Below are 25,814 nucleotides of genomic sequence, written 5' to 3' on the forward strand. Positions count from 1 at the left end.
CGGCGGACGCGGTCGTCGTCTCTCCTTCGGAGGCGCCGGCTTCACACGAGAGCGGGGCGTGGCGTCCGAACGGGTCGATGTCCGAGTGGTCGATCGGGATGAGGTTCGGGTCGAGGTGCGCCGCGAGCCGGTTCCGGGGTCGCGGTCCCGACGCCGTGCAGCGGGTTCGGGTTCGCGGGTGCGACGCCGCGCGGTGGGCTCGGGCTCGCGAGGTCGACGGCTGCGCGGCCGCACAGGCTCGACGGGAGTCTCCGTCTCCGTGGCCCTCGCGCGCGTCGCGGTCGGCCGCCGCGCCGGACGGGAGGTTCGGCGGGCTTCGTTCTGCCGAGCACTCATACCACTCGCCTTCTCTCGTGGACGAGCACGGTGCCTCTCAGTGAACGCCGGATTCCGGGTCCGGTCAACGGCAGACGGAGCGTTCAGCCGGTACGGAAAAGGGGTGGACCCTGTTCAAGATCGGTAACGGCTCTTGGAAGAATGGTCATCGCCCTCACAGCACACGGGGAGGTGTGCGCATCATCGTTCGCGATGGGCAGTGCGCGCGCGACGTAATCCGAAGGAGCACCGACAGACGTGACCGAGCAATTCAGTTTCGAAACACTCACGCCCACGGCATTTCTCGACCGCTCCGCCCGGGTCTTCCGTGACGACCTCGCAGTGGTGGACGGCGACATCCGTCGCACCTATGCCGAATTGCGCGATCGGTGCCTGCGACAGTCGGGCATGCTGCACGCTCTCGGTGTCGAGCCCGGCGACCGTGTCGCAGTACTCGCGCCGAACACCTCGCTGATGCTCGAGGCGCACTACGGTGTGCTCTACGCGGGCGCCGTGCTCGTCTCGCTCAACACGCGCCTCACCGCGCCGGAACTGCGGTTCATTCTCGAGCACTCGGGCAGCCGGGTCCTGCTCGTCGAGGAGTCGCTGGCCGACCTGGCCCGCGAGGCCACGGCCGATCTGCCGTCGATCACGGTCGTCGGCGACGACTACGAGGACAAGCTCGCCGCCGCCCGTCATCGGTGCGTGCCGCTCGCCGACGAGCGCACCATGATCGCCCTGAACTACACGTCCGGCACGACGGGTGATCCGAAGGGCGTGATGTACCACGCGCGCGGCGCCTACCTGCAGGCCCTGGCGATGGTCGCGCACTTCGGGCTCGACAGCGGATCCACCTATCTGTGGACGCTGCCTATGTTCCACTGCAACGGCTGGACGTTCACCTGGGCCGTCACAGCAGCCGGTGGCACGCACGTGTGCCTGCCCAAGGTCGACCCCGAGCGGATCTGGGATCTCGTGCGCACCGAGAACGTCACGCACCTGTGCGGCGCGCCGACCGTTCTCGCGTCGCTGGTCGACGCCCCGAATGCGGGCGGAATCGACCATCGTGTCGTCGCGGCGATCGGTGGCGCACCGCCGGCGCCCGCCCTCATCGAGCGGTGCACCGCGCTCGGACTCGACATCACGCACCTGTACGGGCTCACCGAGACGTACGGCCCGGCGGCGATCTGCGAGTGGCGTTCGGAATGGGACGTCCTCCCCGAGGACGAGAAGGCACGGCTGCGCTCGCGGCAGGGCGTGGGCAACGTCGTGGCCGGCGAACTCCGCATCGTCGACCCGATGGGATCCGACGTTCCCGCCGACGGTGAGACGACCGGTGAGATCGCGCTGCGCGGCAACAACGTGATGCTCGGTTACTACAACAACCCGGACGCGACCGCCCGCGCCGTGCCGGACGGCTGGTTCCGCACCGGCGACATCGGCGTCATGCATCCGGACGGCTACATCGAGATCCGCGACCGCGCGAAGGACGTCATCATCTCCGGTGGCGAGAACATCTCGTCCGTCGAGGTCGAAGCGGCGCTCATCAGCCATCCGGCCGTTCTCGAGGCCGCCGTCGTCGCGGCGCCGAGCGAGAAGTGGGGCGAACGTCCCGTCGCCTACGTGGCACTGCGCAGCGGCGCGAGTGCCGACGAAGCGGAACTGCGCGCGCATGTGCGTTCGCAGCTCGCCGGTTTCAAGGTTCCCGACAGCATCGTCTTCGGTGCCCTGCCGAAGACCGCCTCGGGCAAGATCCGCAAGGTCGAACTGCGCGAGCGTCTCTGAGCACCGGCCTGGGCGGTTCCCGACGTCACCTCTCGTCGAGAACCGTCCCGGCCCGCTCGGGCAGCGTGAATGCCGCGAGCGCGGCAACGACGAACGACACCGCGAACGCACCGAAGACGAGACCGTTGCCACCGGCGCCCAGCAGCACCGGCACCAGCAGCGGTGCGATGATCGACGCGAGCCGCCCGAAGGCCGCTGCCGAACCGGTGCCGGCGCCCCGCACCGGCGTGGGATACAACTCGGGTCCGATCGCGTACAGGGCACCCCATGCGCCCAGGTTGAAGAACGACAGCGCCATACCCGCCGCGACGATCGTTCCCGGAGTCTCGGCGAGCCCGAACAATCCCGCCGAGACTGCCGACCCTACGAGGAATACCCCCAGCGTCAGGCGACGTCCCCACACCTCGATCAGCCACGCCGCGACCCCGTAGCCCGGTAGCTGGGCGAGCGTGATGAGCAGCGTGTAGCCGAACGAGGTGACCAGGTCGAAGCCCTGCGCGACGAGCAGGCTCGGCAGCCAGATGAACGCGCCGTAGTACGAGAAGTTGATGCCGAACCACACGATCCACAGCGCCGCGGTGCGGCGGCGTAGGTTCGGCGCCCATACCGATCCCCGGGGTACACGCTCGACTTGGGCGACAGGTCGGCCGGGTTGTTCGTCATCGTCCGGCACGGAGGTGACCCCGGCCGAGCGCTCGTAGTCGCGCACGATCGCCTCGGCTTCCGCGTGCCGTCCGCGACTCTCGAGATAGCGCACCGATTCGGGTAGGCCGAACCGGACGACGAGGGCGTAGGCAGCCGGGACGAGCCCGACGGCGAGCGCCCACCGCCACCCGTCGTCGCCGGTGGGAACGACGAAATAACCGATGAGAGCGGCCAGGAGCCAGCCGACCGCCCAGAACGCCTCGAGGGCCACGACCACGCGTCCTCGCACCTTGCGGGGCGCGAACTCACTGACCAGCGTCGACGCGACCGGCAGTTCGGCGCCGAGACCGAGTCCGACGACGAACCGCAGGACGATGAGCATCGCCACCGAGGTCGACAGCGCCGCCGCGCCGGTCGCGAGACCGTAGACGAGCAGCGTCGCGGCGAAGACCTGCCGGCGTCCGATGCGGTCGGCGAGCAGACCACCGAGGGACGCACCGATCGCCATGCCGACGAAGCCGATGGATCCGATCCACGAGAGCTGCGTCGACGACAGATCCCACTGCACGGCGAGGGCTGCCATGACGAACGAGATCAACCCGACGTCCATGGCGTCGAGGGCCCAGCCCACGCCGGAGCCGGTCAGCAGGCGGCGATGTCTGCCGGTGAACGGCAGGTCGTCGAGCCGCTGGGTGCGAGTGGTCATGCACCGAAACGTACCGCAGCGCTCGGGCGCCGATCAGCCGCGCGCGGCGGCCTCCAGCGCCGACACGTCGATCCGGCGCATCTTCATCATCGCGGCGGTCACGCGCTTCGCGACCTCCGGATCGGGGTCGGCGAGCAGTTCGTTCAGCCGTTTCGGTACCACCTGCCACGACAGGCCGTACTTGTCCTTCAACCATCCGCAGGCGGATTCCTCGCCGCCGTCGGCGGTCAGCGCGTACCAGTAGTGGTCGGCCTCCTCCTGATCGGCGCAGTCGATCTGGAGGGACACCGCTTCGGAGAACCGGAACTGCGGTCCCCCGTTGAGTCCGTAGAAGACCTGACCGTCGAGGAAGAACTCGACCGTCATCGGGGTCCCGGGCGGGACCGGGATGTCGCCTCCGGTGGACTCTTCGGTGTAGCGGGTGATCTCACCGATCTCGGAGTTGGGGAAGATGCCGATGTAGAAGTTCGCGGCCTCCTCGGCGTTCATGTCGAACCACAACCACGGAGTGATCCTGGGCATCGTGACTCCTCGTGTCGTCGAATGTGTTCCACTGTCACGAAGGCAGACCCTGTCCGGCCCGGATTCTCATCGCCGTGCGCACTCGCAGGCCGAGCCGCAGGGCTCCCGTGCTCGTAGGGGGAACGCATGCCCCAACGGTTATGACCGGAGGCACGTCGGGTTTCGGGGCGATCGCCGCCGAACGGATCCCGGGCGCAGACGGGATTCGCCTCGTCCACAGTGCCCGGCACGCCGCATCCACCGGAGAGGCACTACCGCTCGATCTGTCCTCCCTCGATTCCGTTCGTACCTTCGCGGCGACGGTTCGCGAGCGGAGCGACCGGATCGACGGGCTCGTGCTGAACGCCGGGATGATCCGGAGCGACGTCGCCGCGCGGACCGTCGACGGTTTCGAGACGACCTTCGTCGTCAACCATCTCGCCCACTACCTGCTGCTGCGCCAGTTGCTTCCGGCTCTGGCGGACCGGGCCGTCGTCGTTGCGACCAGCAGCGGCACACGCGACCCCGCGACCGGTGCGGGACTGGTACCGCCACGACATGGCGACGCCGGGTTGCTCGCCCACCCTGAACGGGATCCCGACCTCGATACGCATCCCCGCAAGGCCGGACAGCACGCCTACACCGCCTCGAAACTGTGCACCGTCCTCACGATGCGGAGGTTGTCGAAGAACGACACGGTTCGAGCCGGACGGATCACCGCGGTCGCCTTCGATCCCGGCCAGGTCTTCGGAACCGGTCTGGCACGAGCACTTCCCACTCCGATGCGACTGGCGTGGCGCGGCCTCGGGACGCGGGCCGGCATGTTCCTCCGCATCGTGCAGGACACCTTCAACACGCAGACCGAAGCCGGGAACACGCTCGCAGACCTCGTTCTCGGTGACATCGACGTTCCGGACAGCCGGGGTTATCTCGCACTGCGCCGCGGCGAACCGTCGGTGCTCGCTCGCAGCGACGAGCAGGCCGAACGGTCGTGGCGCGAGAGCGCACGGCTCGTCGGACTGCCCGACCGTTAGGTGTAGGTCCCCCGGGCGTAGTATCGGGTGGCATGGGGAGCGCCTCGCGGTCCTCACGGCCTCTCAGCGATCGTCTCGCCGCACGGGCGCGACGTGTGTTCGTCGGTCGCGATGCCGAACTCGAGATCGTTCGCTCCGCACTGGACTCCCCCGAACCCTCGATCGCCGTGCTGTACCTGTACGGTCCGGGAGGCATCGGCAAGACCTGCTTGCTCGGCGCGATCTCCGATCTTGCGGAACGGAGCCATCGCGCGGTGACTGTGATCGACGGGCGCAACACGGATGCGTCGCCCGGCTCGGTCCTCGCGTCGGTGGATCGCCACATCGGCGACCGGCCGAGGGTGCTCCTCCTGGACTCGTACGAGCGGCTACGCGTGCTCGACGACTGGATCCGAACCGATTTTCTTCCCGGCCTTCCTGCGACGACGCTGACGGTGATCGCCGACAGGTCACCGCCCTCCGCGGGATGGCGCACCGATCCGGGTTGGGGTGATCTGCTCCGGATCGTGTCTCTCAGGAATTTCGACCCCGCTACGAGCGCTGCCTACCTCACCGCTGCGCGGGTTCCCGAGGAACTGCACGACGAGATCATCGGGGCAACGCACGGACATCCGCTCGGGCTCGGTCTGCTCACGGATGTCTTCGCCCGAGGAGGCGATGTACGTGTGCCGTGGCCTCCGGATCTCGTCGGGATGTTGCTCCGACGGTTTCTCGATACCGAGCCGGGGATCGCACATCGCCGCGCCCTGGAAGTGTGTGCGCTCGCCCGGGTGACCACCGAAGCCCTGCTGCGTGACGCCCTCGAGCTCACCGATGCACACGCCGAGTTCGAATGGCTCCGTGAGCTGGCGTTCGTCGAAGCAGGGCCGGACGGATTGTTTCCCCACGATCTGGCACGCGATGTCCTCGACGCTGATCTGCGCTGGCGCGATCCCGATGCCTACCGGTACACCTTCCACCGCGTGTGGAAGGGCATTCGCCGCGGTCTCGATTCTGCAGGAGAACGCGAACAGCAGCAGGCCATCGTGGACTTGAAGTTCGTGTTCCGCAATCTCCCCGGTGTGCTGTCGCCGGTGGATTGGCAGTCGTGGGGAAGCGCGCAACCCGAACGTGCGGAGCAGGCCGATCACTCCGCGATCGTCGAACTCGTGCGGACATCGGAGGGAAACGAATCCGCGGTGCACGCGCGACGCTGGCTCGAGCGACAACCCGAGGGGTTCTTCGTGCTGCGCGACACCGACGGATCGATACGTGGTGTGATCGGTCTCCTGGAACTCTCGCGAGCGTCACCCGAGGATGTCGGTGCCGATCCCGCGACGCGCGCCGCGTGGGATTTCGCCCGGCGGACAGCGCCTCCCCGTCCCGGCGAGTGTGTCACGATCACACGCGTCGTCATCGACCGCGCTGAGTACCAGAATCCTTCTCCGACAATGAACTCGGTTCCGGTGCTCACCTTCCAGCGCTATCTCACCCTGCCCCGTCTGTCGTGGGACTTCCTGACGCTGGCGGAGCCCGACCGGTGGAACGAGTACTTCGCGGTCGCAGATCTCCCCCGTGCCGAAGGAGCGGATTTCACGGTCGGCGATCGTCACTACGGACTGTTCGCCCACGACTTCCGCCGACGGGATGTCGACGAGTGGCTCACCGTCGTCACCGATCGTGCTCTGGCTCAGGGGCACAGCGGTCCCGAACCCACGATGTCCCCACCTCTCACCCTGTCGGAGAGAGAATTCGCGGAGGCGGTCCGAAGTGCGTTACATGACCTCCATCGGCCCGATCTCCTCTCTCGTAATCCCTTGTTGCATACGAGGGTCCTCCACAAACGGTCCTCTCCCGACGATCCCGATCCGGCGGTGCTGCGCGCGCTCCTTCGTGAGGCGATCGACTCCTTGGCGAGCGACCCTCGGGACGACAAGCTCTTCCGTGCGGTGGACCGCACGTACGTGCGCGGTGCTGCAACACAGGAAGCAGCGGCAGCCAGACTCGGGCTGCCGTTCAGTACCTACCGCCGACATCTGACCCGCGGCGTCACCCGCGTCGTCGGATGGCTGTGGGATCTGGAGGTGTACGGCGAGGCACCGTCCGCCAGTGAGCACATGTGAGCAGATTCCGGCCTGTCGCCCGAGCACCTTCCGCAGCGACGATCGATTCCGCGGAGGAGGTGTGATCATGTCGATCGGAGAGCGCGCCGTGGTTCTCGGCGCGAGCATGAGCGGATTGTCGGCGGCCCGTGTCCTGTCGGACAGGTTCGCCGAGGTGACGGTGATCGATCGTGACCGGTTGCCGTCCACGGACGAACCACGCCGTGGGGTGCCCCAGGGACGGCACATCCACGTGCTGATCTCACGGGGACAGCAGCTCGTCGACGAGATGTTCCCCGGGTTGTCACAGGAGCTGACCGCTGCAGGTGTTCCCACCCTCGACCACCTGGGCGACGTACGGTGGATTCTCAGTGGTCACCGGATTCGTCGGGCGCCGAGCGGACTTCGAGTGCTGGCGGCCGGTCGGCCGCTGCTGGAGCGCCGCATTCGTGACCGTGTGGCGGCGTTGGCGAACGTCGAGATCGTCGAACGGTGTGATGCCGCAGGTCTCGTCACGACCGCGGACCGCAGCCGGGTGGTCGGTGCGCGGATCATCCGCCATGCCGACGGAAGTGCCGAGCAGGTGCTCGATGCCGACCTCGTCGTCGATGCGACCGGGCGCGGATCTCGCGCCTCCGAATGGCTCGGGAGACAGGGCTGCCCGCGGCCCCGGGTCGACACCGTCGAACTCGATGTGGGCTACGCCACCGCGGTGTTCCGCGCTTCGTCGGTTGCGCTCGGCGGCGACCGGGGCATCGTCATGGCGCCCACACCCGAACACCCACGCGGCGCTGCCCTGCTCACCCTCGAATCAGATCGGTGCATGGTGGCCCTGATCGGGGTCCGCGGCGAAACCGTGCCGGCGACCCGGAGGGACTATCTCGAATTCGCACGGTCCCTGAGGCACCCGGACGTGTACGACGCGATCGCGGATGCCGAATGGGTCGAGGACGTCGTCCGGTATCGCTTCCGGGCGAGCACATGGCATCGCTACGACCTTCTCGACCGATTTCCCGACGGATTCCTCGTCCTCGGCGACGCGTTCTGCAGTTTCGATCCGATCTATGCCCAGGGGATGACGGTCGCCGCCCTCGAAGCCACCGCAATGGGCCGCCTCCTCGACGACCACGGGCCGTCCGCTGCCGTGCAGCGGAAGCTCGCGCGTGTCGTCGACGATGCCTGGGCGATGTCCACCGGTGGCGATCTCGCGTTCCCCGGTGTCGAGGGCCGGCGGGATCCGAAGACGAGGATCGGCAATGCATACGTACCGATGGTGCACGCGGCAGCCGCATACGACACCAGGGTGGGCACAGCGTTCGCCCGGGTGTCCGGACTGCTGGATCCCCCGTCGGCATTGATGCACCCGGGAATCATGGCACGTGTTGTCCGGCAGAATATTTCACATTCTGCCGTGTGGCCGTGGCGCCGAGCCGACGGATCCGGGATGCCGCCTCGCCGGTCGTCTCCGGGACCCGCGGGTCCGGCGGCACGACCTTCGTCCCTCTCGCAGACCAGGCCTATGCACACGTAGTCGCCGGAGTGGGTATACATCGTCCGTGACGAAGAAGACGCGCGATCGCGGGAAACCGGGGCGGCAACGGCACCGGCCGCCGAGCACCGCGCCCGCACCACCGGCGCGATATGTCGAGGATCCGACGCTACCGGCGGCCTGGCTGGTCGACATCGACGGGACGCTCGCGCACATGAGCGACCGGAGTCCCTTCCACTGGCACAGGGTGGGCGAGGACACCGTCTCCCCGGCGGTCGAGGCCGCGGTGCGAGCGTTCGCCGCCGCACCCGACAGGGCGGCGATCGTGCTGCTCTCGGGACGCGACGGCGTGTGCCGGCCGGAAACCGAGGAGTGGCTCGTCAGGCACGACATCCCCTACGACGAGCTGTACATGCGTCCGGCAGGCGACAATCGGAAGGATTCGATTGTCAAGGCCGAGTTGTTCGACCGTCACATCCGGCACCGCTATCGCATCATCGCGGTGCTCGACGATCGCGATCAGGTGGTGCGCATGTGGCGTCGGATGGGACTCGTGTGTTTCCAGGTCGCAGAGGGCGATTTCTGAGGGGGATCTGCACACGTCCGATACTCGACCGGTGACTCAATCATTCTGGGACACTTCGGTACTCAGCGCAGTCGGCGGAACGAACGGCGCCCCGCCGAGATCGACGCGTCGGGCCCCGCACCCGACGCACCGCACGTACAGCACCTGTCCGATCGACGTGGCGTGACTCGACTCCACGCTCCACGCGTGTTCGTGAGCGGGAGTCCGGAGGGGGCATTCCTGTGGGTTCCGAGCTTCGATAGCGGTCATGTCCACCACCATGATGTAATGGCCTTATGCATCTCAACCCTTACGGCGAGTATGCGGTCCTTCTCGCGGCGTCACTGGCCGGCGACTGGCCCGACGATCGGGACGGCATCGTGGCCCGTACGCGCGAGGTGGGGATGACCATGGACTTCCCGACCGCGCCCGACGACCATCCACGCACCCGCGAGGTCATCGACGACTGGCTCGCCATCGTCGACGCGTCCGACCCCAGGGAACGTGCGCGCCTGCTCAACGCGCAGATGGCTACCGCAGCGGCCTATCCCCGGCTGACCGATCACGACGGCGAGGGATGGCACCTGCACTACCGCGACGAGGTCCAACCGCTTCCCGACGTACTGCGCGCGGTGATCAGCGTCGGCACGGCACTGCACCTCACCACGCGCGGAATGCACCGCCTCCACCGGTGCGCCGCAGCGGACATTCCCACCAACCCGTGCTCGGCCGTGGTCGTCGACATCACCCGCAACGGTCGCCAGCAGTACTGCTCCGTGCGCTGCGCGAACCGCGCCGCTGTGCGCAGGCACCGAGCGCGGGCAGCCCAGCAGCGTCGACCCGCATAACCGAGTAGCACATCGCACTCGGGGACGGGCTTGTCCCCCACGTTCCCCCGAACCCGACGGGTTGGGAAGCTGAACGGCAGACACCCGACCGATCCGGAGGCCCCGAGAACCATGGCTGCTCGTTCCACCACCCACCCGCCGAGGATCGACGCTCCGGACCTCGGTGTCCTCACCGACGCGGACGGCGACGAGCTGCTCGCGCACGGGATCTTCGAGAGCGTGCGCTACACCGACACGGACCTGACGGGCCGTGATCTGACGGGGATCGTCCTGTCCGAATGTTCGCTCGTCACACCGATCGTCGCCGACAGCGACCTCACGAGCGCACGCCTGCGCGACACCCTGGTCGAGCGCATGCAGGCACCGAATCTGTTCGCGCCGCGCAGCAGCCTGCACCGCGTGCACATCCGGGACAGCCGGATCGGTGCGCTGGACCTCTTCGACGCGGATCTGCGCAGTGTCACGATCGCGGATTCGAAACTCGGCCTGGTCAATCTGCGGGCCGCCGCGGGACGCGACGTGCTCTTCCGCGGCTGCATCGTCGACGAACTGGACCTGGGCGGGGGCACCTTCACCCGCGTCGCCTTCGAGGACTGCTCCGTCGGCGTTCTCGACGTCGACCGCGCGACCCTCGACCAGGTCGATCTGCGTGGCCTGCGCATCGACACGATCCGCAACATGGGCGGGATGAAGGGCGCGACGATCGACGCCCACCAGGCCGTAGCCCTGGCAGGGCAGTTCGCCTCCCACCTGTGTCTGCGCATCGAGGACCTCCCCTGAGCACTGCGTCTCAGCGGTCCGTCAGATCCCGCACCTCCGCGTAGCGCTCCCGCACGTGCGGGGTCGGGTCGGCCTCGTAGCGGCGTGTCGCGCCGGATTCCCACGCGGGGGGCTCGTCGCCTCCGCGCAGCACCCACGCCGCCTGCCTGGCGGCGCCCCGCGCCACATACTCCCCCGGTTCGGGAACGTCGACAGGCATGCCCAGCACCGCCGGCGCCATCTCGCACACCGCCTGCGAGCGCGCCCCACCGCCGACGAGCAGCACCCGCCGGACCTCGGTGCCCTGCGCCCGGATGTGGTCGATGCCGTCGGCCAGCGAACACAGCAGGCCCTCGAACGCCGCGCGGGCGACATGCGCGGGCGTCGCCGTTCCGAGCCGCAGCCCGTGCAGGGCACCCGTCGCTCCGGGACGGTTCGGGGTGCGCTCCCCTTCGAGATACGGGATCAGCACCAGCCCCTCACTCCCGGGCGGTGCCGAGAGCGCGAGGCTGGTGAGTTCGGCATGGTCGACGCCGAGCATCGTCGCCGTGGCGTCCAGCACGCGAGCACCGTTGAGCGTGCACACCAGCGGCAGGTGCCTGCCGGTCGCGTCGGCGAATCCCGCGACGTAACCGTCTGCGTCGCGGGCCGGTGTCGTGGACACCGCGCACACCACGCCCGACGTGCCGATCGAGACGACCACATCGCCCTCACGGACGTCGAGGGCCAGCGCACTCGCCGCATTGTCGCCGGCTCCCGGACCGAGCAGGGCACCGGCGACCGTCTCCCCGACACTCTCGGCCGGCCCGGCGACCCGAGGGAGGAATGGGCTCGGCCGGCGCAGGGCCTGTTCGAGCAGATCGTGTCGGTAGGTGTCGGTGGATGCGTCGAAGTAGCCGGTGCCGCTCGCGTCACTGCGATCGGTGGCGAGCCGGTCGAGGTCGCGGTCGGTGCGCATCGTCCACGTCAGCCAGTCGTGCGGCAGGCACAACGCCGCCGTGCGGTCGGCATTGCCGGGTTCGTGGTCGGCGAGCCAGCGCGCCTTCGCGACGGTGATCGCGGCGAGCGGGACCACCCCCACGGCCTCGGCCCACGCGCCCGCGCCACCGGCCTCGTCGACGAGATCGGTCGCTGCCGCTGCGGATCTCGTGTCGTTCCACAACAACGCGTCGCGGACCACGTCGCCGCGCTCGTCGAGGCACACCATGCCGTGCTGCTGCGCTCCCACCGAGATCGCCGAGACGTCGTCGAGTCCGCCCGCTTCCGAACACGCCCGCTCGAAGGCAGCACGCCACTCCAGCGGGTCGACCGCGGTGCCGGACGGATGGGGAGCGCGACCCTCGCGCACGACGGCCCCGGTGTCGGCGTCGCACACGACGACCTTGCAGGACTGGGTGGACGAATCGATCCCGGCGACGAGCGTCATCGCGCCGCCTCCCGGGCCGCGGTGCGGTCGGCCAGCGTGGGCAGGTCGGCACCGGCGCGGGCCACCGTCAGACCGGACGTCCACGCGGCGATGTCGAACACATCGCGCACATCGTCGATCCCAATGCCACGCAGCCGTTCCCGACGGTCGGCCCCGAGGAGACCGCAGGTCCACAATCCGTCGAGCAGACCGGTGGTGAAGGCGTCGCCGGCGCCGACCGTGTCGACCACCTCGACCCGCACGGCGGGTACCTCGACGGTCCCGGCCGCGCACAGCGCCACCGCACCCTGTTCTCCACGGGTCACCGCAACGATCGCCGGCCCTCGCGAGAGCCAATCCCGCGCGGTGTCGAGGGGATCACGATCGGGCGCGAACCACGTCAGGTCCTCGTCGCTGGCCTTGACCACGTCGGCGAGCGAGACCAGACGTTCGATCCGTTCCCGTCCGCGCGCCGGGTCGTCGATCAGCGCCGGTCGGACGTTCGGATCGAAGCTCACCGTGGATGTTCCCGCCTGCTGCGCAACGAGTTCGGCGACGAGATCGCAGCCGGGTTCGAGCACCGTCGCGATGGACCCGGTGTGCACGAGCACGGCATCCACCGACGGCGGCGGCTCGACAGGATCCCAGAGAATGTCGAATTCGTACGTCGCGGAACCCTTCTCGTCGATCTCCGCCTGCGCGGTCGCCGTGCGCTCGGCTGCTGCGCTCCCCGGCGTCAGCGACACCCCGGAGGCCGCGAGGTGATCGACGATCCGCCGTCCGCGGGCGTCGGTGCCGACGCGTGTCGTGAACTGCACGGGCCGGCCGAGCCGGCCCAGACCGAGCGCGACGTTGAGCGGACTCCCGCCCACGTGCTCGACGGGTTCGGCGCCGCCGCGGTGGACGATGTCGACGAGGGCTTCTCCGACGATGAGGGCGTGGCCGTTCATTCCGGCTCCCCCGGAAGTTCCTTCAGGGTGGCGCGTGCGCCGTCGCTGTGCAGGGCGTTGAGCGCCCAGGTGTAGGCGTCGACGAAACGGTGGTTCTGCGCGAGATCACCGAAGACCTCGGCGTTCTCGATGAAGGCGGTGGGATGCGTGAGTTGTCCTCGCGCGATCGGGACGAGCGTGTCGGCGAGCCGGTCGACCACCTCGATCGGTTGTCCCTGTTCGTCGATACCTTCGGCGTAGCGCGCCCACGAAGCGACGATCGCCGCGGACAACCGCACGTGCCCATTGGCGGCAAGGTTCTCCCGGATCACGGGCACCAGCCACTTCGGAATGCGATCGGACGACTCGGCGCACAGGCGTGCGATCGTGTCCCGGATCTCGGGGTTCGCGAACCTCTCGATCAGGGTGGTCTTGTACTCGTCGAGATCGATGCCCGGCACCGGTTTCAGGGTCGGTGTCGCTTCGGTGTCCATGTACGCACGGACGAATCCGGCGAGGAGCGGATCCTGCGCGGCCTCGTGGACGAGGCGGTATCCCATGAGATACGCGAAATAGCAGAGTCCCTGGTGACCGGCGTTGAGCAGACGCAACTTCATCAGCTCGTAGGGAGCGACGTCGTCGACGATCTGGACTCCCGCATCCTCGAAGGGCGGTCGTCCGTCGGCGAAGTCCTCCTCGAGCACCCAGGAGGTGAAGGGTTCGGCGGCGACCGGCCAGCGGTCCTGCACGTCGAAGCGTTCGGAGAGCGCCGAGATCACCTCGTCGGTGGTCACCGGGGTGATCCGGTCGACCATCGAGTTGGGGAAACGGACGTGCTCGGTGATCCATTCTGCGAGATCGGGATTCAGAAGGCGCGCGTATTCGGTGAAGACGCGACGCGCGACGGTTCCGTTGCCCTCGATGTTGTCGCACGACATCACCGTCGGAGCGCGCAGCCCCCGCTCCCGGCGCCGGGCGAGAGCCTCGGTGACGAGACCGAAGACGGTGGCCGGGGGTTCGCCGGACCGCAGATCGTGTTGCACGGCCGGATCGTCGACGTCGAACTCACCGGTGTCGTGACGGATGTTGTAACCGCCCTCGGTGACGGTCAGCGAGATGATCCGGGTGGTCGGGGCCGCGAGGAGCTCGATGACCGCCTCGGGATCGTCTGGGGCGTAACGATAGTCGACGATGGAGCCGATCACCCGCGGCTCCCAGGTGCCGTCGGGGTGGGTGAGCACCAGCGTGTACAGGTGGTCCTGGACGGCGAGCGCCTCCTGCATACGGCGATCACCGGGGAGCACCCCGACGCCGCAGATACCCCATTCCTTCGCCTTCCCCTGTTCGAGGAGCCGGTCTACGTACATCGCCTGGTGCGCGCGGTGGAATCCGCCCACACCGAAGTGCACGATGCCGACGGAGACGTCGTCCCGACGGTAGGTCGGGACGGGCACACCCAACTCGGGAAGCGTCTGCTCGTTCACGTGCATGGATCTTCAGTCCTTTCCCGCCGGATCGGTCACGTCCACGACGGCCTTGATGTTTCCGGGTGTCCGATCGGATTCGAGTGCGTCGGCGGTCTTGTCGAGGGGGAACCGGGCGGTGACCATCGAGTCGAGATCGACCCGTCCCGCTCCGAGGAGCGCGAGCGCGGTCGGCCACGTGTTCGCGTAACGGAACACGCCGGTCAGGATCAGTTCGCGGTTCTGGACCCACTGCACCGGCAGGGTCATCGTCTCGGCGCCGGATCCGACGAGGACGACGGTGCCGCCGGGACGGACCGCGCGGATGCCCGAATCGACGGCGGAGGGGGCGCCGGACGCGTCGACGTAGGCGTCCACACGCAGGGCCGACGGGTCGTCGACGCGGGGATCGAGCGCAGCGCTCGCCCCGAACGACAGTGCGGTCTCGCGTCGTCGCTCGTCGAGGTCGGTGACGACGACCTCGACCGCACCGAAGGCGCGCGCGACCTGTGCGACGACGATGCCGACGGGCCCGGCACCGGTGACGAGGACTCGTGAGCCGGCGGTGACACGGGCCTTCCGGACGGCCGCGATACCGACCGACAGCGGCTCGCACAGGGCGGCGGCATCGTCGGACACGGTGTCCGGAACGGGATGCGCGAAGGCCGCCCCGATGGTGACGTACTCGCACAGCGCGCCGTCGACGGGCGGTGTGGCGAAGAAGCGCATGTGCGGGCACAGGTTGTAGTCGCCGCGGCGCGTCTCCTCGGTGAGCGGGTCAGGGCGTTGCGGTTCGATCGAGACCCGCTCGCCGATCCGGCTCTGCGGAACACCGTCCCCGACCGCGACCACGACCCCGGACGCCTCGTGGCCGAGCACGATCGGATCGGTCACGACGAACTCGCCGATACGTCCTTCGCGGTAGTAGTGCGCGTCCGAACCGCACACCCCTACGGTGGTCACCCGGACGAGGACGTCGCCGGGCTCCGGCGCAGGTAGTGGCCTTTCCTGCATCTCGATGCGGCCCGGTTCGAGAAGTACGGCGGCACGCATCGTGTCCGGGAGCGGCGGGCGAACTGTTGTGTGGGTCACACTGTGATGTTAACGTACTGAGCAGATGCACGCACCCCTGAGCAGATGCTCACGGTGCGTCCGAATACTGCTCACACCAAGGAGAGCTCGTGACCGGCCCCGGCCCCACCAACATCCCGGACACGGAGAGCCCGGTATCCACCGACGATCTCCGTCTCGCCGTGCGGGCCGCGACGCTCTACTACCTCGACGGACTCACGCAGGCCGAGGTGGCGCAGCGTCTCGGCGTCTCCCGTCCCACCGCCGGCCGGCTCGTCGCGCGCGCTCGCGCCCAGGGCCTGGTGCGCATCGAGGTCACCGTGCCACCCGCCTGGCGCGACGACCTGCACGCCGAGACCGAACGGGCACTCGAGGAGCGCTACGGGCTCGTCGAGGCCGTGGTGGTCGGGCGCCGGGTCGACGACGCGGGTCCGATCGAGGACTCCGCAAGCTTCACCGCCCTCGGGCGCGCCGCCGCCGGCCTGCTCACCCGCCGTCTCCGCCCCTCCGACACCCTCGGATTCACGTGGGGTCCGGAGACCGTCGCCGTGGCACAGGCCATCCCGTCGGGTGTCGCCAGTTGCGCCACGATCGTCCAGCTCGACGGCTCCCTCTCCACGAGCGCCTACCAGACCGGCACCGAGTTCGTCCTCGGCCGCTGCGCCGAACAGCTTCGGGCGCAACCGCTCCGGCTTCCCACACCGCTGTACGCCGATCCGTCCACGGTCGCGTCGATGCGCGCCGACTCGTTGATCTCCCGCACGCTCGAGGTCGGGCGCCGCGCGGAGGCGATGATCTTCGGTGTGGGCGCCGTGTCGACCTCGACCACCCTGTTCGAGGGCAGCTTCCTCGACACCACGATGCTCCACGAACTCGACGGCCTCGGTGCGGTCGGTGAGATCGGCGGCCGGTTCTTCCGTGCCGACGGCACCGCCGTGCACGGCGAACTCGAAAGCCGCACCATGTCGGTACCTCTCGACGACGTCCGCGACTGCCCCGCCACGATTCTCGTCACCGGCGGACAGTCCAAGCACCGCGCTGTACTCGGTGCTCTCCGAGGCGGTCTCGCGAACATGCTCGTCTGCGACATCGCGTGCGCCCAGTACCTGCTCGACCATCCCGACCAACGCCCTCGAGAACGGCACCCCGAAGGACGAGGCACCACCGAAATGAGGTAGACCATCGTGCCTACAGCAAGAAGATCCATCCGCGCGGCCGCGGCAGGAGCCGTGGCCCTGAGCGTCGCACTGACCGGTTGTGCCGGTGCAGGATCAATCGGTACGTCCGGCCGCACCGTCACCATCGCGATGGTGTCGAACTCCCAGATGCAGGACGCACAGCAACTCGCGTCGCAGTTCGAGGCCGAGAACCCGGAGATCGACCTGAAGTTCGTCACCCTCTCCGAGAACCAGGCCCGCGCCAAGATCACCGCGTCCACGGCGATGGGCGGTGGCGAGTTCGACGTCGTGATGATCAGCAACTACGAGACTCCCCAGTGGGCGGAGTACGGCTGGCTCACGAATCTGTCACCGTACATCGAGCGGACCGACAGCTACGACGCCGACGACATCATTCCCTCGCTGCGCGAAGCACTCTCGTACGAGAGCGATCTGTACTCGGTGCCCTTCTACGGCGAATCGTCGTTCCTCATGTATCGCAAGGACCTGTTCGAACAGGCCGGCATCACGCTGTCCGACCCGCCGACCTGGACCGAGGTCGCCGAGGCCGCAGCGCAACTCGACAGCCCCGACATCAACGGTATCTGCCTGCGCGGCAAGCCCGGCTGGGGTGAGCTGCTCGCACCGCTCGACACCGTCATCAACACCTTCGGCGGACGGTGGTTCGACGAGAACTGGAACGCACAGCTGAACAGTCCCGAGGTACGCGAAGCGGTGCAGTTCTATGTCGACCTCGTCCGCGAGTACGGTCAGCCCGGTGCCGCGACGAGCGGATTCAGCGAGTGCGCCACGCAACTCGCGCAGGGCCGGGTCGCCATGTGGTACGACTCCACCTCCGCCGTCTCGACCCTCGAGGATCCCGCGTCGAGCAACGTCGTCGGGAAGATCGGCTACGCGGCCGCGCCCGTCCAGGAGAAGGACCCCTCGGGCTGGCTCTACACCTGGTCGCTCGGCATCCCCGCGAGCAGCGAACACACCGAGGACGCTTGGAAGTTCATCTCGTGGATGACCGACCAGCAGTACCTGCGCACCGTCGGCGAGCAACTCGGCTGGGAGCGGGTGCCGCCGGGCAGCCGACTGTCGACCTACGAGATCCCCGAATACGCCGAGGCCGCCGCGGCCTACGGCCCGATCACCCTCGAATCCATCGAGGGAGCCGACCAGCAGAACCCCACGGTCGACCCCGTCCCGTACACGGGCATCCAGTTCGTGGCCATCCCCGAGTTCCAGGATCTCGGCACCCGGGTCAGCCAGCAGATCAGCGCCGCCATCGCCGGACGGCAGAGCGTCGAGGACGCCCTCGACCAGGCACAGAAGTACGCCGAGGCCGTCGGCGCGACCTACCGGGAGAAGACGTCATGACCGCACCTGCAGCGCAGCGTCCCGCACCGGACGCCGACGAGCGCATCCGCGCCGTACGGGAAGCGAAGGAGGAGCAGATCTCCCGCGCCGAGGGATGGCGCCGGCGCGGCCCCCTGCTCCCGGCCCTGATCTTCACGATCGTTGTCACACAGATCCCGTTCCTGTTCACGCTGTATTACTCGACCCAGTCCTGGAACCTCGTCAGCCCCGGCTCCCGCCGGTTCGTCGGACTCCAGAACTACGTCGACGTCTTCCAGGACAGCCAGTTCTGGCAGGTCACCCTGAACACGGTGATCCTCATCGTCGGCACGGTCCTGATCTCCGTGATACTCGGGCTGCTTCTTGCGCTCCTGCTCGACCGGGCGTTCCTCGGCCGCGGTATCGCACGGACCCTGCTCATCACGCCGTTCCTCGTCACCCCGGTCGCCAGTGCACTGATCTGGAAGACGTCGATGTTCGATCCCGTTTTCGGCATCGTCAACTTCGTTCTCTCCCCCTTCGGATTGGGAGAGGTGGACTGGATCAGCCGGTTCCCGCTCCCGGCCGTGATGGTCGCGCTGGTGTGGCAGTGGACGCCGTTCATGATGCTGCTCATCCTCGCCGGCCTGCAGTCGATGCCCCGCGACATCCTCGAGGCCGGCCGCGTCGACGGCGCCGGAGCCTTCGCACTGTTCCGCGAACTGACGCTGCCGCATCTGCGCCGGTTCATCGAACTCGGCACCGTTCTCGGCGCGATCTACCTGGTGAACACGTTCGACGCGATCTACATGATGACCCAGGGCGGACCCGGCACGGCCAGCTCCAACCTGCCGTTCTACATCTACCAGCGCGCGTTCCTCGGCTTCGACATCGGCCAGGCCGCGGCAATGGGTGTCGTGGTCGTCATCGGCACGATCGTCATCGCCACCTTCGCGCTGCGCCTGATCTTCACATCGTTCACCGGCAAGGAGGAAGCGGCATGAGCACCACGGCCACGCAGCCGCAGGCTTCGGACACCACGGCACCCACCGGCCGTGTCATGCGCACGGCCCGGAAGCGCAAGAACCGCAAGTTCAATCCCTGGGGTGTGGTCGCGTGGATCGCCGCCATCGGATTCTTCTTCCCGGTCTTCTGGATGGTGCTCACCGCCTTCAAGCAGGAGGCCGACGCCTACTCCGACCCACCGAAGTTCTTCTTCACGCCCACCCTCGACCAGTTCCGGGCGGTGTTCGAGACCGGAGTGGGCACGGCCCTGCTCAACTCGGCCTTCGCCACGATCGTCTCGACGGTGCTGGTCCTGCTGCTCGGCGTGCCGGCGGCCTTCGCGCTGTCGCTGCGGCCGGTGAAGAAGACCAAGGACGTGCTGTTCTTCTTCATCAGCACGAAGATGCTGCCCATCGTCGCGGCGATCATCCCGCTGTACGTGATCGTCGCGAACGTCGGCCTGCTCGACAACATCTGGGCCCTGATCATCCTGTACACGGCGATGAACCTGCCCATCGCGGTGTGGATGATGCGGTCGTTCTTCCTCGAGGTCCCGGGCGAGCTGCTCGAGGCGGCGAGCATGGACGGCGCGAGCCTGTGGACGGCGGTGCGCGAGCTGATCCTGCCGCTCGTCTCCCCCGGCATCGCTGCGACCGCCCTGATCTGCGTGATCTTCTCGTGGAACGAGTTCTTCTTCGCCGTCAACCTGACCGCTGTTCAGGCGCAGACAATTCCCGTCTTCCTCGTCGGCTTCATCACCGGTGAGGGCCTGTACTGGGCCCGGCTGTCCGCCGCCGCGACGATGGCGGCGCTGCCCGTCGTGCTCGCGGGCTGGCTCGCCCAGAACAAGCTCGTGCGCGGCCTGTCGTTCGGCGCCATCAAGTAGACCCGATTCCTTTTACCAGCAAGGACTTCCATCATGGCCGACATCACCTACCGCAACGCCTCGTGCATCTACGAGAACTCCGACACCTTCGCGGTCGATTCGTTGAACCTCGACATCGAGAACGGTGAGTTCGTGGTCCTCGTCGGACCGTCCGGATCCGGCAAGAGCACCGCGCTGCGCATGCTCGCCGGGCTCGAGGACATCGACGAGGGGTCGATCTCCATCGGCGGCAAGGACATGACCGGTGTGCCGTCGAAGGACCGCGACATCGCGATGGTCTTCCAGAACTACGCGCTGTACCCGAACAAGACGGTCGCCGAGAACATGGGCTTCGCTCTGAAGATGCGCGGTGTGAGCGCTGACGAGCGGCGCCGCAAGGTCGAGGAAGCGGCGAAGATCCTGGACCTGACCCAGTTCCTCGACCGCAAGCCCGCCAAGCTGTCCGGTGGTCAGCGCCAGCGCGTCGCGATGGGACGCGCGATCGTGCGCGAGCCACAGGTGTTCTGCATGGACGAGCCGTTGTCGAACCTCGATGCGAAGCTGCGCGTGCAGACTCGCACCGAGATCGCGGCGCTGCAACGCCGTCTCGGCACCACCACCGTCTACGTCACCCACGACCAGGTCGAGGCGATGACGATGGGCGATCGCGTCGCCGTCCTGAAGAACGGAGTGCTGCAGCAGTTCTCCAGCCCCACCGAACTCTACGACCGTCCCGCCAACGCGTTCGTCGCCGGTTTCATCGGCTCACCGTCGATGAACCTGCTCCGCGCGAAGGTCGTCGACGACGGAGTCGTCGTGGGCAGCACCGTCATCCCCGTCGAACGCGACCGCATGGCGCGACTGCACTCCGCAGGCATCGAGGAGGTCACCGCCGGGATCCGGCCGGAGGACTTCGAGATCGCCGACGAGGGCGTCGAAGCCGTCGTCGAACTCGTCGAGGAACTCGGCAGCGAGTCGTACCTGTACACGCGGGTGCCCGGCACCGGCAATCAGGTGGTCGCGCGGGCCCTCGTCCGCACCCCCGCACGCCTCGCCGACACCGTGCACCTGCGCAAGCGCGAAGGTACGGTGCACCTGTTCCACGTCGACACCGGAGAGCGAGTGGGCGACTGACCCGGCGACGGAAGGATCCTCAGTGGGCGAGCAGAAGGAACGGATGCTGGCCGGCGAACTCTACATCGCCGACGACCCCGAACTCGCCGCCGACGCGCTGCGGGCAGCGCTGCTGACCGAGAAGTACAACGCGTCGAGTGCAGCGGATACGGATGCGCGTCGCGCACTCCTCGAGGAGTTGTTCGACTCGATCGGTGACGACGTGGAGATCCGGCCGCCACTGCAGGTGGACTACGGGTATCGGATCACCGTGGGGGACGGGACATTCGTCAACTTCGGCGCGATCATGCTCGACGTCGCGCCGATCACGATCGGCTCGGACGTGCAGATCGGCCCGAACGTGCAACTCCTCACCCCCACTCATCCCCTCGATCCCGATCTCCGCCGCGCGAAGTGGGAATCGGCGCAACCCATCACGATCGGCGACAACGTGTGGCTCGGCGGTGGCGCAATCGTCGGACCGGGCGTCACGATCGGCGAGAACACGGTCGTGGGAGCCGGCGCGGTGGTCACCCGCGACCTGCCGCCGAACGTCGTGGCGACGGGCGTACCTGCTCGGGTGACGCGCCGGCTCTGAGCCGATCGAAGCCACCGCCTCCGAGTCGATCGGAGCGGAACTTGCGTCGATCCCGACGCTCGCTATGCTGCCCCGCATGATCAGTCGCCGCGCACGCCTCGTCAGCTTCGTCGTCGTCGCGGGTGCGGCACTCGTCGCGGCAGGGTGTTCGCGCAGCGTGGAGGGTGAGGCCACCGCATCCGAAGCACCCCCCGAGCCGTCGAGCACCACGGCGACCTCGCCGGCGCCGACCACGACCGCGACCACCACGGCCGCAGCGAAGCCGGTCGACCCCGACGACTACGCGGCGACCAGCGAGGGCGTGTACTACTTCGCCTCGCCGGGCGGGCAGTTCGGATGCGCGATCCTCGTCCACACCGCCCCCCTGACGGGCTGCCAGGGCACGATGCCGGCGAGTGCACCCCGGGTCCCCGGCAGCGGCGCGCCCGACGTGCTGGTGCCCGCGAACGCCCTGATGCTCGAAGGGGACGGCCCCGGAGAGTGGGTCAGCATCGGCGACATCGCGTTCACGGATCTCGGAGGTGCCCCGAATACGCTGCCCCACGGCAGCACTCTCACCGTTGATCCGTTCACGTGCACCGTCGACGAGAAGACCGCTGTCACGTGCGAGACGGACACCCATGGCTTCACCGTGTCGGAGACCGGTGGCGAGGTGTGGTGACCGCATCGGCGATCAAGGAGCGCGGTCAGGGCAGGTCGTCCCGCGCCATCGGCATCATGAAATCGCCGATCTCGTCCCGCATCCACCACTGGCGCGTCGCGCGTCGTTCGGCGCGCGTGGCGAAGCGGTAGCGGAACAGGCGGGCCCGCACCAGACGGGGCGGTTCGTCCGGGAACGGGTTGTGCCGGAGCAACTTCACGGTGGCCGGATCGTTCTCCAGCAGTTTTCCCGCGAACCGCGGGAACCACCCCGCGGCGTAGTCGCGCGAGATCCCCGCGAACCACATCAACCAGTCCAGACGCAGGTGGTACGGCGCGTACTGACGAGGCCTGCGATACACGTCGCCCGGTTTGCCCTTGAACTCGTACTCGCGCCACTCCGTCGCCGGTGTCACCACCGCATCGGTGGTGCCTTCGACGATCACTTCCCGCCGGGTGCGTGTGACGGTGCCGAACGCGCCGTAGGTGTTCACGAAGTGCCACTTGTTGAACGAGGCGTTCATCGCCTGCCGATGCGACATCAGATTCGACACCGGCCAGTAGCTGAGCACCGCGACCAGCACGGTCAGCGCCACCACGGCGACGGTGAACGCGATCGGTGTCGGACCGTAGGTCGTGGTGGAGTCGATCAGCAACCCGTAGAAGCTGTCGGGCACCACCGACAGCGCGATGACGATGGTGATCCAGTTGAGCCACGCGAAATTGCCGCTCGTCACCAGCCACAACTGCGTGACGATCATGATCAGTGCGGCGATCCCGGCGACCGGTTGCGGCAGGAACAATCCGAACGGCACGACGAGCTGGGTGAAGTGGTTACCCGCCACCTCCACCTTGTGCAGCGGCCGCGGGATCAGGTGGAAGTAGCGGCTGAGCGGGCCGGGCATCGGCTGGGTTTCGTGGTGGTAGTACAGGCACGTCAGATCGCGCCAGCACCGGTCGCCACGCATCTTGATCAGTCCGGCACCGAACTCCAGGCGAAACAGCAACCAGCGCAGCAGGATCAGCACGAGCAGCGGGGGCGCGGTATCGGCGTTGCCCAGGAAGATCGCGAGCACACCGCCCTCGAGCAGCAGCGACTCCCAGCCGAACGAGTACCAGACCTGGCCGACGTTGACGATCGACAGGTACAGCAGCCACATCACGAACCACACGAGCATGCAGACCACGAGCGGCAACTGCTCGGTGACACCGAGCACCGTCACCACCGACAACACGAGACCCACCGCGGCAACCGCGGTGAACAGAGCGTCGGAGTATCTCCAGTGGAACAGGCTCGGCGACTGCCGGAACGATGTGAGCGCCAGGAAGCCCGGGGCGGGAAGGATGCCGCGTTCGCCGATCAGCGCCCGGAACTGCAGCAGGGCCGCGAGGAAAGCCACGGCGTACAGCACCGCGAGTCCACGGGTGACCAGCAGCCGCCCGATCGTGTACCCGTCCGCGTCCAACCAGTCCATCGCTCGGCTCGTTCGTCGTCTGTCGTGCGCGCCATCTCGAGCATGCCACGTCCGGTTCGCCGACGGAGACAGTGTTGCGACGATGGGTCGACGGGATCGGGCCTCGTCCTCACTCGATACGGGTGCGGAGACCGACCGGCTACACGCGGATCTCCCGCCGCAGCCCACTCGCTCGGAGCACCTGCCGTGCCACGCCCGCGCGTACCGCATCCTCGGTCCCGATGATCCGCACGTGCGACCGCGCACGCGTGATCGCGGTGTACAGCAGTTCGCGGGTGAGCAGCGCCGATCCGGAATCGGGCAGCACCACCGAGACGGTGCCGTACTGACTGCCCTGGCTGCGGTGGATCGTCATCGCGTAGACGGTGCTCACCGCCGGGAGCTGACTCGGGCGCAGTTCGAACGGCGTCTCGCCGCGTGCGAACGCCGCGACGAGTTCGTCGCCGCGCCGCACGACCACGCCGGTGTCGCCGTTGTAGATCTGCATGTCGTGGTCGTTCGCGGTGACGAGCAACGGTCGGCCCGGATACCAGCTCTCGGGATCGAGTCGCTGCCCCGCGGCCTCCCCGATCCACTCGGCGGCCTGCCGCGCCCACCACTGCACACCGGCCGGGCCGTCACGGTGCGCGCACAGCAACCGATGTTCCTCGAACCGCTTCAGCGCCGTCTCGACGTCCCCCGTCTCGGCGGACTTGGTGACCTCGGCGGCGGAGCGGACGATGTCGTCGCGCAGGGCGTCGAGGTCGGAGGGGGCCACGAACGAGACCTCCGGGTCGCCCCTGCGCAGGATGTCGAGCACCTCGTCGTCGGCGCCCTTGCGGACGGCCACCGCCAGCTCGGCGATCGCACCACCGAAGCGGCGGCCGCGGCTCAGCCGCACGACACCGCCACCGAGCCGGGCGCGTTGGGCCGGAGTGAAGGCCGCCTCGGCGGGGTCGTCGGCGGCCGCCACATCGCGGGCGACGACCCGTTCGAAGACCGGATCGAGGGTGCCGCTGACCGGGCGCCCCACGAGGTCGGCAAGCACCGCACCGGCGTCGACCGAGGCGAGCTGGTCGGGGTCGCCCACGAGGACGAGCCGGGTGTCGGGCCGCACCGCCTCGAGCAGGCGGCACATCATCGTCAGCGACACCATCGACGTCTCGTCGACGACGATCACGTCGTACGGCAGGTGGTTGCCCGCGTGGTAGCGGAAGCGGGTGCGGCCGCGCTGCCAGCCGAGCATCCGGTGCACGGTCATGGCGGTGAGATTCGGCGGCAGACCCAGCTCGGTCTCCTGCTCGCGCACCGATTCCTGGAGGCGCGCAGCGGCCTTGCCGGTGGGAGCGGCCAGGCCGATGCGCAGTTCGTGTCCGTACAGGCGGGTGAGCAGCGCGAGGATCCGCGCCACGGTGTGGGTCTTGCCGGTGCCCGGCCCGCCCGCGATCACCGTGGTCGGTCGGGTGGCGGCGAGTGCCGCCGCGACGCGCTGACGATCGGGTGCCGGCGCGGGCCGGGAGGGATCGTCGGGATGGTGGAACAGCTCGTCGAGTGTCGTCGCGATGCGCTCCTCGTCGAGGTCGGGGAACGTCGCCGTGCGCTCGGCGAGCACCCGGCGGATCGTCTGCTCCTGCCGGAAGTACCGGTCGAGATACAGCAGCGGACCTTCGGCGGTATCGACGAGACGCAGCGGACGCAGAGGTCCGCGGTCGCCACCGACCACGAGGGGGCTGCGACGCAGCGCCGCGAGCACGTCCTCGTCGCGAGGCCACGGCAGGCTCGCGGGGTCGACGACGGGATGGCCGTCCGCGTCCTCGTCGACCGTGACCTCGCGGAAACGGGTGAGGTCGAGGCACACCGACCCGGATCGCACGGCACGCACTGCCAGCGCGGTGGCGAGATGCACGTGCGGGTCGTCCTCGCCGCCGAGCGCCGCGAGTCGCAGGGCGACGTGCACGTCGGCGGCGGAGAGTGCGCCCACCTCGTTGAACTGCCGCAGAGCGCCCTTGCCGCGCTGGGCGATCCGAACGTCGGTCATGGACTCGA

General features: G+C 68.3%; 22 protein-coding genes. 14 read left to right on the forward strand and 8 right to left on the reverse strand.

Going from position 1 to position 25,814, the window contains the following annotated elements:
- Positions 1-573: 573 nt before the first annotated feature.
- Positions 574-2,100, forward strand: coding sequence for an acyl--CoA ligase family protein (locus tag A5767_RS19055; protein ID WP_006550623.1), 1,527 nt, complete (start codon positions 574-576; stop codon positions 2,098-2,100).
- Between the two features lie 25 nt (positions 2,101-2,125).
- Here the strand turns inward: A5767_RS19055 and A5767_RS19060 are convergent, their stop codons facing one another.
- Entirely contained in the window at positions 2,126-3,451 is a 1,326-nt protein-coding gene (locus A5767_RS19060) for an MFS transporter (protein WP_064852914.1), read from the reverse strand.
- Between the two features lie 33 nt (positions 3,452-3,484).
- Positions 3,485-3,973, reverse strand: coding sequence for a VOC family protein (locus A5767_RS19065; RefSeq protein WP_019288011.1), 489 nt, complete (start codon positions 3,971-3,973; stop codon positions 3,485-3,487).
- Positions 3,974-4,113: 140 nt separating this feature from the next.
- On the opposite strand from A5767_RS19065, the gene A5767_RS19070 reads away from it, so the two are divergent.
- The 6 genes from A5767_RS19070 (at position 4,114) to A5767_RS19095 (ending at position 10,749) form a co-directional block, all read left to right on the forward strand.
- Positions 4,114-4,986, forward strand: coding sequence for an SDR family NAD(P)-dependent oxidoreductase (locus A5767_RS19070; protein ID WP_064852915.1), 873 nt, complete (start codon positions 4,114-4,116; stop codon positions 4,984-4,986).
- Between the two features lie 32 nt (positions 4,987-5,018).
- Positions 5,019-7,088 carry an ATP-binding protein gene (locus A5767_RS19075; protein WP_064852916.1) on the forward strand — a complete coding sequence of 690 codons (2,070 nt, stop codon included), beginning with the start codon at positions 5,019-5,021 and terminating at the stop codon, positions 7,086-7,088.
- Positions 7,089-7,155: 67 nt separating this feature from the next.
- On the forward strand, positions 7,156-8,598 hold the full coding sequence (locus A5767_RS19080) for an FAD-dependent oxidoreductase (RefSeq protein WP_231913229.1): 1,443 nt from the start codon (positions 7,156-7,158) through the stop codon (positions 8,596-8,598).
- A gap of 25 nt (positions 8,599-8,623) precedes the next feature.
- Positions 8,624-9,142 (forward strand): phosphatase domain-containing protein, encoded by a 519-nt coding sequence (locus A5767_RS19085; protein WP_039586356.1) that lies wholly within the window; start codon positions 8,624-8,626, stop codon positions 9,140-9,142.
- 275 nt (positions 9,143-9,417) lie between these two features.
- Positions 9,418-9,969: a CGNR zinc finger domain-containing protein gene (locus tag A5767_RS19090; RefSeq protein WP_064852918.1), complete on the forward strand. Its 552-nt coding sequence runs from the start codon at positions 9,418-9,420 to the stop codon at positions 9,967-9,969.
- A 111-nt stretch (positions 9,970-10,080) separates the two neighbouring features.
- On the forward strand, positions 10,081-10,749 hold the full coding sequence (locus A5767_RS19095; protein WP_064852919.1) for a pentapeptide repeat-containing protein: 669 nt from the start codon (positions 10,081-10,083) through the stop codon (positions 10,747-10,749).
- A 10-nt stretch (positions 10,750-10,759) separates the two neighbouring features.
- Here the strand turns inward: A5767_RS19095 and A5767_RS19100 are convergent, their stop codons facing one another.
- Genes A5767_RS19100 through A5767_RS19115 form a run of 4 tightly spaced genes read right to left on the reverse strand, consistent with a single transcriptional unit; the run spans position 10,760 to position 15,578 of the window.
- A complete protein-coding gene (locus A5767_RS19100) occupies positions 10,760-12,154 on the reverse strand; it encodes a xylulokinase (protein WP_064852920.1) in 1,395 nt (464 codons plus the stop codon).
- Positions 12,151-13,083: a carbohydrate kinase family protein gene (locus A5767_RS19105; RefSeq protein ID WP_064852921.1), complete on the reverse strand. Its 933-nt coding sequence runs from the start codon at positions 13,081-13,083 to the stop codon at positions 12,151-12,153. Before A5767_RS19105 ends, A5767_RS19100 begins: the two co-directional genes overlap by 4 nt.
- Positions 13,080-14,552, reverse strand: a complete 1,473-nt coding sequence (locus tag A5767_RS19110) for a mannitol dehydrogenase family protein (RefSeq protein WP_064852922.1) — start codon at positions 14,550-14,552, stop codon at positions 13,080-13,082. Before A5767_RS19110 ends, A5767_RS19105 begins: the two co-directional genes overlap by 4 nt.
- A 6-nt stretch (positions 14,553-14,558) precedes the next feature.
- Positions 14,559-15,578 carry an NAD(P)-dependent alcohol dehydrogenase gene (locus A5767_RS19115; protein ID WP_064852923.1) on the reverse strand — a complete coding sequence of 340 codons (1,020 nt, stop codon included), beginning with the start codon at positions 15,576-15,578 and terminating at the stop codon, positions 14,559-14,561.
- 128 nt (positions 15,579-15,706) lie between these two features.
- Between A5767_RS19115 and A5767_RS19120 the strand changes: the two genes are divergently transcribed.
- From A5767_RS19120 to A5767_RS19150, 7 genes are all read left to right on the forward strand, one after another.
- Positions 15,707-16,774: a sugar-binding transcriptional regulator gene (locus A5767_RS19120; RefSeq protein ID WP_064852924.1), complete on the forward strand. Its 1,068-nt coding sequence runs from the start codon at positions 15,707-15,709 to the stop codon at positions 16,772-16,774.
- 6 nt (positions 16,775-16,780) lie between these two features.
- Entirely contained in the window at positions 16,781-18,136 is a 1,356-nt protein-coding gene (locus A5767_RS19125) for an ABC transporter substrate-binding protein (protein WP_231913230.1), read from the forward strand.
- Positions 18,133-19,098: a carbohydrate ABC transporter permease gene (locus tag A5767_RS19130; RefSeq protein ID WP_006550640.1), complete on the forward strand. Its 966-nt coding sequence runs from the start codon at positions 18,133-18,135 to the stop codon at positions 19,096-19,098. The genes A5767_RS19125 and A5767_RS19130 overlap by 4 nt, the downstream gene beginning before the upstream one ends.
- Positions 19,095-19,985 carry a carbohydrate ABC transporter permease gene (locus tag A5767_RS19135; RefSeq protein ID WP_006550641.1) on the forward strand — a complete coding sequence of 297 codons (891 nt, stop codon included), beginning with the start codon at positions 19,095-19,097 and terminating at the stop codon, positions 19,983-19,985. Before A5767_RS19130 ends, A5767_RS19135 begins: the two co-directional genes overlap by 4 nt.
- A gap of 33 nt (positions 19,986-20,018) precedes the next feature.
- Entirely contained in the window at positions 20,019-21,098 is a 1,080-nt protein-coding gene (locus A5767_RS19140; protein WP_064852925.1) for an ABC transporter ATP-binding protein, read from the forward strand.
- A 22-nt stretch (positions 21,099-21,120) separates the two neighbouring features.
- Positions 21,121-21,675, forward strand: coding sequence for a sugar O-acetyltransferase (locus tag A5767_RS19145; RefSeq protein ID WP_033097265.1), 555 nt, complete (start codon positions 21,121-21,123; stop codon positions 21,673-21,675).
- 76 nt (positions 21,676-21,751) lie between these two features.
- Complete coding sequence (locus A5767_RS19150) at positions 21,752-22,336, forward strand: hypothetical protein (protein ID WP_231913231.1); 585 nt, start codon at positions 21,752-21,754, stop codon at positions 22,334-22,336.
- 25 nt (positions 22,337-22,361) lie between these two features.
- Here A5767_RS19150 and A5767_RS19155 read toward each other — a convergent pair whose 3' ends face one another.
- Positions 22,362-23,789, reverse strand: coding sequence for a lipase maturation factor family protein (locus A5767_RS19155; RefSeq protein ID WP_064852927.1), 1,428 nt, complete (start codon positions 23,787-23,789; stop codon positions 22,362-22,364).
- Positions 23,790-23,928: 139 nt separating this feature from the next.
- Entirely contained in the window at positions 23,929-25,806 is a 1,878-nt protein-coding gene (gene recD / locus A5767_RS19160; protein WP_064852948.1) for an exodeoxyribonuclease V subunit alpha, read from the reverse strand.
- Between the last annotated feature and the right edge of the window lie 8 nt (positions 25,807-25,814).

It is taken from the genome of Rhodococcus sp. 852002-51564_SCH6189132-a (genome assembly GCF_001665495.1).
Classification (GTDB): Bacteria; Actinomycetota; Actinomycetes; order Mycobacteriales; family Mycobacteriaceae; genus Rhodococcus; species Rhodococcus pyridinivorans.